Below are 7008 nucleotides of genomic sequence, written 5' to 3'. Positions count from 1 at the left end.
CCTGATCCCATCTCGAACTCAGAAGTGAAACGAGACCGCGCCAATGATAGTGTGAGGTTTCCTCATGTGAAAGTAGGTCATCGCCAGGGTTTTATTCTTGAAAGCGGCTTTAAGCCGCTTTTTTTTTCTACAATGAAATCTGCCATAAAATCCATGAATAGTGCTTGGAAGCTCTAAGTTCATTTCTCAACGAATGACTTGAACTTAGTTCATGTCTGAATTTTTTATTTAATTTCCTTCACTTACGCGCGTCCTCATGGGGTTTATAATTGATTTTTATTTAGCTTTAGTTTAAGTTAATTTATTTAAGGATAGGTCGTAGTTTATGTTAGTCCAACGAATTTTGGATTTTATTGAAACTCTAGAAAAGGAAAGCACGCTCACTCCAAGTGATCAGAAGCTATGCGAATGCCTTGTAGATCATTTTTCTAAATGCAAGCCAACTGATACTTTAAATCAGGATGATTTCCTTTTTCTTCTCGCCTGTTATAAAACTCGATGGGAAGCAATTATTGATGATGATGATTATATGCTTAATCCTTCGGCGATTAATCTACATTGGATTGATTTAGCTCGAGAACTGGGCCAAGTGTTACAAACTAATTATTTAAAAATATTGATACCGACTTTGACCAACGAAAAGGATTTAAATGATTTTTCGTCGCTTAATGAAACGGTAAATCTCTTTAATTTTTATCTCGGTTATGGCGATAATACTTTATATAGGAAGCTAAGCTTTTGCAAGCACTTAGAAAAATGGAAATTTGAATTATCGACATACAGATCAGATAAAAGATTAAGCGTTGTTACAATAGATGAATTAGCGCGTCTAAAATTATGTAAGCAAACGGAAAGGGAAGTAAGCGTTGATGCGGAAATTTTCAAAAACTTTTGGGATCTAATGCGTAAAAAGGTTTTTGTTAATTTAAGAGCTCATGGTCGTATGCCCATAGCCTTTTTACCTCACTTAATGGAATTAGTTGAGCGATACTATTTTTTTCAAGCGCATAAAGGGGAATTTACAGAATTCAAAAAAGAGATCAAGAATTTTTTCCATCGTTTATATGAACATGAGCTCGTGGATGTGAACTTCTTGTATGGGTCAAAAATTAAATACAAAGAGAATGAAGAGTACTTATTGGATCTATTTATCGCACTTCATACTGCAAAGAATTTTTCTGATCTGGATTATGAAATAAAGACATTAAGTAAATGGTTATTTAAATATAGTCCTGATTTAAAAGCCACAAGTAAAGAATTAGAACCCGTTTACCAAGAATTATCTGAGGAGATCGAAGAATACCAAGTCCTCTTTGATAAAAAAGATGCTTTTATAAATTGTTGCAAACTTATTGTTTCGTTGTTTACCACTCAATTTGAACTTTCTATCCTCTGCCCGCGTCAAACATCGAGTTTATGGGATAGAGAAAATGTGGTATTTCCCCAGGCTTATGCAATTCTTGGGGTGTTGTTGCCATTTGTTGCAGCAAATAAACCTAAAGCTTTAGAAGCAGCATATGAAGAGATCATCCGTGATATTATTAGTCCTACAAAAAAAGATACTGGCTGGTTTTCCTGCTTTACACGCCATACACAATCGATTAGATGGTTAGAGCTTGTGCAAAAATGTAAGTTAAATGAACTTGGAGTTTATTGGTTTGAACCAGAACGGTTGTTTAATGCATTATTGATTTTTAAAACAAATAATGAATCCGTAAAGACGCGGACTAATCAATTTTTAGATGACATAATCCAAACTTATGCGCAAGATGAAAATGAGCTCATGAAGCAATTCCGGGTTAATGTCTTATTCGCTGAGTTTCTCAATGGGCTGAGCGAACATCACCGTACTCATTTATTGAGATTAATTAAATTATGTGATCTGGACATAGCAAAATCTCGATTTCTTATTAACTGCAGTAAGCATATCAATAATCAAATATCCCGGTTATCTCAAGGTATAGAAAGTTCCTCAATATCCTTTTTTCCTATATTTCAAAAAGCGGATAAGATGGAATTTTTTAAGTTCTCTGAAGTAAAAGATGTTCAATCACTGATAATTGATTATAAAAATCAATTGTACCAGCTTACTCTTGATCCGAGGAAAATGGATATAATAAGTAATTATTTATTTAATATAAGCCAACCGATTTTAAGCATAGCACAAAAAGAAAGCGCTAAGAATTGTAGTCGACCTCTCGATTATATTGGTCAATATAACTAATTTATTAATTGTCTGTTGCACAACCCTGTTTAGATACATGACATTTGAGTACCGAACAGTGGCTTAGATAAAGTCAATTAATTGCATATAGAAAAACAAGGGGTTATGCAAACCTATACGTCGTAAAAGCATCCAAAAGAGTAAGGACAAAATGGTTCTTTTATCCTAACCGAAGGCTTTTTTTGTTGGAATGTTTAATAGCTCAGTAAGTTTTAGGTGTATTGACCACAAAGCTTGATGAAATTTTCATAACGTTTTTCTGAAATTAAACCCTCTTTCTTCGCCTTAATTATAGCGCAATAGGGCGTATCTTTATGGGTACAATTTCGAAATTTGCATTGTGACAAATAGGGTCTAAACTCGGGATAACAACGTGCGATCTCAGCGGCATCTATATGCCATAAACTAAACTCTCTCACTCCCGGTGAGTCAATTAAAGCACCGCCGCTAAGCAAGTGGTAGTATCGTGAGTTGCTGGTTGTATGTCTTCCTAATTCGGATAGTTCAGAAATTTCATTTATAGAAATGTTAGGTTCATGAGGCAAAATACTTGAAATAATTGAGGACTTACCTACTCCGGATTGGCCCACGAACACGCTGATTTGATGATTTAATATGTGTTTGAGTTGTTCCAAACCCTCAGTAGAGTTTTTATTTGTTAGCACAATAGGATAATTTAGTGGTCCATAATCTATGAATAATTGTTCTTTTAGAAGTTCACAGGGTAAATCAGTTTTATTTAATAGAATTACTGCCTTTAAGCCAAGTGTTTCTGCCATAACTAAATAGCTATCAAGTAACGCCCATGATATTTCTGGTTTGGGTGCTATGACAATAATGAGTTGGGTAATATTGGCAGCAACGGGCTTTGCAAGTCCCGAGCTGGTTGGTTTTGCCAAGACAGTACTTCGAGGATAAAGGCTAACTACTACTCCTTGGTTAATTCCTTCTGATTGCCATATGACCTTATCTCCCGCAACCAAAGTCTCTAGATTTGGCCTAATTGAACAACGTATGTGATTGCCCTTTGCATCTTCTAGTTCAACATGTTTGCTAAAGCGAGTAATAACTAAGCCATCAGCCAGATCGTCATGATTTTTTTTGTGCTCATGATAATTTTGTTGAATTTTTTCAATACGGGCAGTTTGTTGTTTACTAATACGTCTTTTACTCATGGTCCTAATCTATAATATAATTATTAAAAATATTCTTAGCTCGAACGAAAATTAAGGCTAAATAATCATACAGTATGAAGGTAAATTAAATTTAATGAAAGTCTACTTAGTGGGTGGGGCTATACGGGATGAATTATTAAATCTGCCAATAAAAGAACGTGATTGGGTTGTTGTTGGCTCTGAGCCACATGAGTTATTGGAAAAAGGATTCAGACAAGTTGGTCGAGATTTTCCTGTTTTTTTGCATCCTGAAACCCGTGAAGAATATGCTTTGGCGCGAACAGAACGAAAATCTGCGCCTGGATATTATGGTTTTTCTTGTAATTTTAGTAAAACAGTATCCTTAGAAGAAGATTTAGCACGCCGTGATTTAACAATTAATGCAATGGCACGAAATGAACAAGGACAGCTTATTGATCCCTACCATGGGTTGAAGGATTTAGAGGCAAAAATACTCCGTCATGTATCTCCCGCCTTCGCTGAAGATCCAGTACGGGTATTGCGTGTTGCCCGTTTTGCAGCACGTTTTCATCATTTAGGTTTTAAATTGGCCGAGGAAACCCGTTCATTGATGTATACCATGGTTCAACGAGGTGAATTAGCTCATTTGGTCCCTGAACGTGTTTGGCAGGAATGGCAAAGAAGCTTAGGAGAAAAAAACCCAGAACAATTTTTAATTACTTTACGATCCTGTGATGCATTGCGGGTAATTTTACCTGAAATTGATCGGTTGTTTGGCATCCCTAATCCATATCGTTATCATCATGAAATAGATAGTGGGGTTCACACCTTATTGGTCTTGCAAGCGGCAGTAACTTTAACTGAAGATCCTGTGATTCGATTTGCCGCATTAGTGCATGATTTGGGTAAAGCGTTATCGCCTATGGACAATTGGCCAAGTCATCATGGCCATGAAGAGCGGGGAGTTAGCATTGTAGAAACTCTATGCTCTCGATTACGAATTCCTAATGACTATCGTTCCCTGGCTATTTTGGTTTCACGCGTTCATTTAAACATCCACCGCTTATTTGAATTGAAAGCGAGCACGATAGTAAAAATTTTGGAGCAGAGCGATGCATTTCGTCGTCCCCAACTCTTCTATAATATGCTAATTGCCTGTGAAGCGGATGCATCAGGTTGTGGTCGGTCTATTGAATATCGCCAAAGTAAATTATGGAGCTATTTGCTTTCTGAATGTGCTAAAGTGAATAGCCAAGCGATCATTGCTGAAGGGTATAAGGGTGAAGCAATTAAACACACCCTACATCAAAGACGAGTGGCTTGTGTAGAATTGATATTAAACTCCTGGAAAACAAATGAAAAATAATCAAAATTTAATTTGGATAGATTTGGAAATGACAGGACTTGAGCCTGAAAAAGATAGGATTATTGAAATTGCTACTGTGGTGACCGACCCCCATTTAAATATTATTGCTGAAGGTCCAGTTTTTGCAATTTCTCAAGCTAAAATGCTGCTCGATGGCATGGATTCCTGGAATACTCGGCAGCATGGACAATCCGGTTTAGTTGATCGCGTTTTACAAAGTCAAATTAGCGAAGCACAAGCAGAGCAGTTAACCATCGAGTTTTTAAAGCAGTATCTAGATAAAGGTAAATCACCAATGTGTGGCAATAGTGTGTGTCAGGATAGGCGGTTTCTTTACAAATACATGCCAGATCTTGCTGCATTTTTTCATTATCGAAACTTGGATGTGAGTACACTAAAAGAATTAGCTATTCGTTGGCGACCTGAATTATTAAATGGAGTAGTTAAAGAATCAAAACACCTTGCCCTAGACGATATTAAAGACTCTATTGCGGAGTTAGTATATTATCGTCACCATTTTATAAACATGTTGGATGTAAAGAAATGATACAAAGAGAGCGACTGGAATTACCTAATGATGCAGACAAGTTATTGTTGCACTCATGTTGTGCACCTTGTTCAGGTGAGGTCATGGAAGCGCTTATTAGTTCGGAAATTAATTTTACTATCTTTTTTTATAATCCGAATATTCACCCTATTCAAGAATATGAAATTAGAAAAAACGAAAATATTAGTTTTGCAGAAAAGCACAATATCCCATTTATTGATGCTGATTATGATAAGGATAACTGGTTTGCTCGTGCGAAGGGTCTAGAATGGGAACCTGAGCGGGGTAAACGATGTACTATGTGCTTTGATATGCGTTTTGAGCGTACGGCATTATATGCTCACGAGCATGGGTTTCCGGTAATTAGCAGTTCTTTGGGAATATCACGCTGGAAGGATATGAATCAAATTAATGATTGCGGAATTCGTGCGGCAAGCAAATACCCTAACCTAGAATATTGGACTTATAATTGGCGAAAAAATGGAGGTTCAGAACGCATGTATGAAATTGCCAAGCGTGAAGAGTTTTATAAACAAGAATATTGTGGATGTGTATATTCTTTACGTGATACGAATGCATGGCGTAAGCAAAAAGAACGTAATCGAATAAAAATTGGCATTAACTATTATGCTGAAGAAAAAAAAGAAGATCAAAAAAACGAAGGAACATTATGAGCACGCATTCTCATGGTGGTTCACATCACCAACACCATCACGGAGCAAAGAATGCTCCCATGGCTTATGATAAAGCCTTTATTATTTCCATAGTTGCTAATGGCATCTTTGTACTGATTCAAATTATTTTTGCTTATTTATCAAATTCGACCAGTTTATTGGCTGATGCGTTTCACAACTTAGGCGACGTTTTAGGTTTGGTTTTAGCATGGATTGCTACCGTACTTATGAAACGCGCACCTACAATGAAAGCAACCTACGGCTTAAAAAAAATTTCCATACTCTCCGCATTGGCAAATGGAATCTTGCTCGTTTTTACATGCGGTATTATCGCCACGGATGCGGTCTATAAGTTGTTTTCACCGTCTGAGGTTCAAGCTTTCTCTGTTATGATTGTCGCAGGGATAGGTATTGTCATTAATTCTGCTACCGCCTTATTGTTTGCACGTGGCTCCGACGATTTGAATATTAGAGCCGCTTATTTACATTTATTCTATGATGCCTTAGTTTCCGTAGGTGTTGTTTTGTCAGCAGCCTTGCTGTATTGGACGGGGTGGCAATGGATAGATCCAGTGGTTGGTTTACTCATAGCATTAGTCATACTCAAAGGTACATGGGCTTTATTTGCAGGTAGTTTCAGATTAATTATTGATGGTGTTCCAGATAATATCTCTTGGACTGCTGTAAGCGATTTTTTATTGAGCAAACAAGGCGTGAAAGGATTTCATGATTTACATATTTGGGCAATGAGTACTCAAGAAAATGCCCTGTCAGTTCATTTGTATATGCCTGATAATGAACTTTCAGATGCATTAAGAGCAGAGTGGGTTGAGCAGTTACGTCAAGAATTTAATATTCAGCATGTTACTATTCAGGTGGAAAAGACCCAAACAGATTGTAATGATGCATGCCATCAACCTAAGTTTCTATAGTAAAAAATCGATTTGCGCGCTGATTGGGATGTTACTGAGTTAAATTTGCCTCCCAATCTCCAATACTTGATACAACCTCAATCCCATCAATTGATCAACAACCCCTATTATTGCGTTAACCTGCTAAAC

Annotated in this window: 6 protein-coding genes and 1 rRNA gene; 6 read left to right on the top strand and 1 reads right to left on the bottom strand. The window is 36.8% G+C overall.

Translation table 11 applies throughout. From position 1 onward, the window contains the following. Together rrf and ACWTE2_RS13175 are read left to right on the top strand one after the other, a co-directional pair. Positions 1-89, top strand: a 5S ribosomal RNA gene (gene rrf, locus ACWTE2_RS13180); the annotation flags it as partial. A 236-nt stretch (positions 90-325) separates the two neighbouring features. Then, positions 326-2224 (top strand): hypothetical protein, encoded by a 1899-nt coding sequence (locus tag ACWTE2_RS13175; RefSeq protein ID WP_454785692.1) that lies wholly within the window; start codon positions 326-328, stop codon positions 2222-2224. Between the two features lie 212 nt (positions 2225-2436). Here the strand turns inward: ACWTE2_RS13175 and rsgA are convergent, their stop codons facing one another. Next, the gene (rsgA, locus tag ACWTE2_RS13170; protein WP_454785691.1) at positions 2437-3399 is read right to left on the bottom strand and encodes a small ribosomal subunit biogenesis GTPase RsgA; all 963 of its coding nucleotides are present in this window, start codon (positions 3397-3399) and stop codon (positions 2437-2439) included. 94 nt (positions 3400-3493) lie between these two features. Between rsgA and ACWTE2_RS13165 the strand changes: the two genes are divergently transcribed. From ACWTE2_RS13165 to ACWTE2_RS13150, 4 genes are read left to right on the top strand one after another with little or no spacing between them, the layout of a single operon-like run. Then, complete coding sequence (locus tag ACWTE2_RS13165) at positions 3494-4726, top strand: multifunctional CCA addition/repair protein (RefSeq protein WP_454785690.1); 1233 nt, start codon at positions 3494-3496, stop codon at positions 4724-4726. Beyond that, a complete protein-coding gene (orn, locus tag ACWTE2_RS13160; RefSeq protein WP_182392365.1) occupies positions 4716-5273 on the top strand; it encodes an oligoribonuclease in 558 nt (185 codons plus the stop codon). Before ACWTE2_RS13165 ends, orn begins: the two co-directional genes overlap by 11 nt. Beyond that, the gene (locus ACWTE2_RS13155) at positions 5270-5947 is read left to right on the top strand and encodes an epoxyqueuosine reductase QueH (protein ID WP_454785689.1); all 678 of its coding nucleotides are present in this window, start codon (positions 5270-5272) and stop codon (positions 5945-5947) included. The genes orn and ACWTE2_RS13155 overlap by 4 nt, the downstream gene beginning before the upstream one ends. Next, complete coding sequence (locus ACWTE2_RS13150; protein ID WP_454785688.1) at positions 5944-6879, top strand: cation diffusion facilitator family transporter; 936 nt, start codon at positions 5944-5946, stop codon at positions 6877-6879. The genes ACWTE2_RS13155 and ACWTE2_RS13150 overlap by 4 nt, the downstream gene beginning before the upstream one ends. Positions 6880-7008: the final 129 nt, after the last annotated feature.

This window comes from Legionella nigrisilvae, from assembly GCF_977063395.2.
The sequence above is the reverse complement of the archived record's forward strand: the minus strand, read 5'-3'. Positions and strand labels throughout refer to the sequence as shown.

Excerpts from the sequence above, each read along its gene's own strand:
- ACWTE2_RS13175 (WP_454785692.1), top strand. The coding sequence starts at position 326 with ATGTTAGTCCAACGAATTTTGGATTTTATTGAAACTCTAGAAAAGGAA.
- rsgA (WP_454785691.1), bottom strand. The coding sequence starts at position 3,399 with ATGAGTAAAAGACGTATTAGTAAACAACAAACTGCCCGTATTGAAAAA.
- ACWTE2_RS13165 (WP_454785690.1), top strand. The coding sequence starts at position 3,494 with ATGAAAGTCTACTTAGTGGGTGGGGCTATACGGGATGAATTATTAAAT.
- orn (WP_182392365.1), top strand. The coding sequence starts at position 4,716 with ATGAAAAATAATCAAAATTTAATTTGGATAGATTTGGAAATGACAGGA.
- ACWTE2_RS13155 (WP_454785689.1), top strand. The coding sequence starts at position 5,270 with ATGATACAAAGAGAGCGACTGGAATTACCTAATGATGCAGACAAGTTA.
- ACWTE2_RS13150 (WP_454785688.1), top strand. The coding sequence starts at position 5,944 with ATGAGCACGCATTCTCATGGTGGTTCACATCACCAACACCATCACGGA.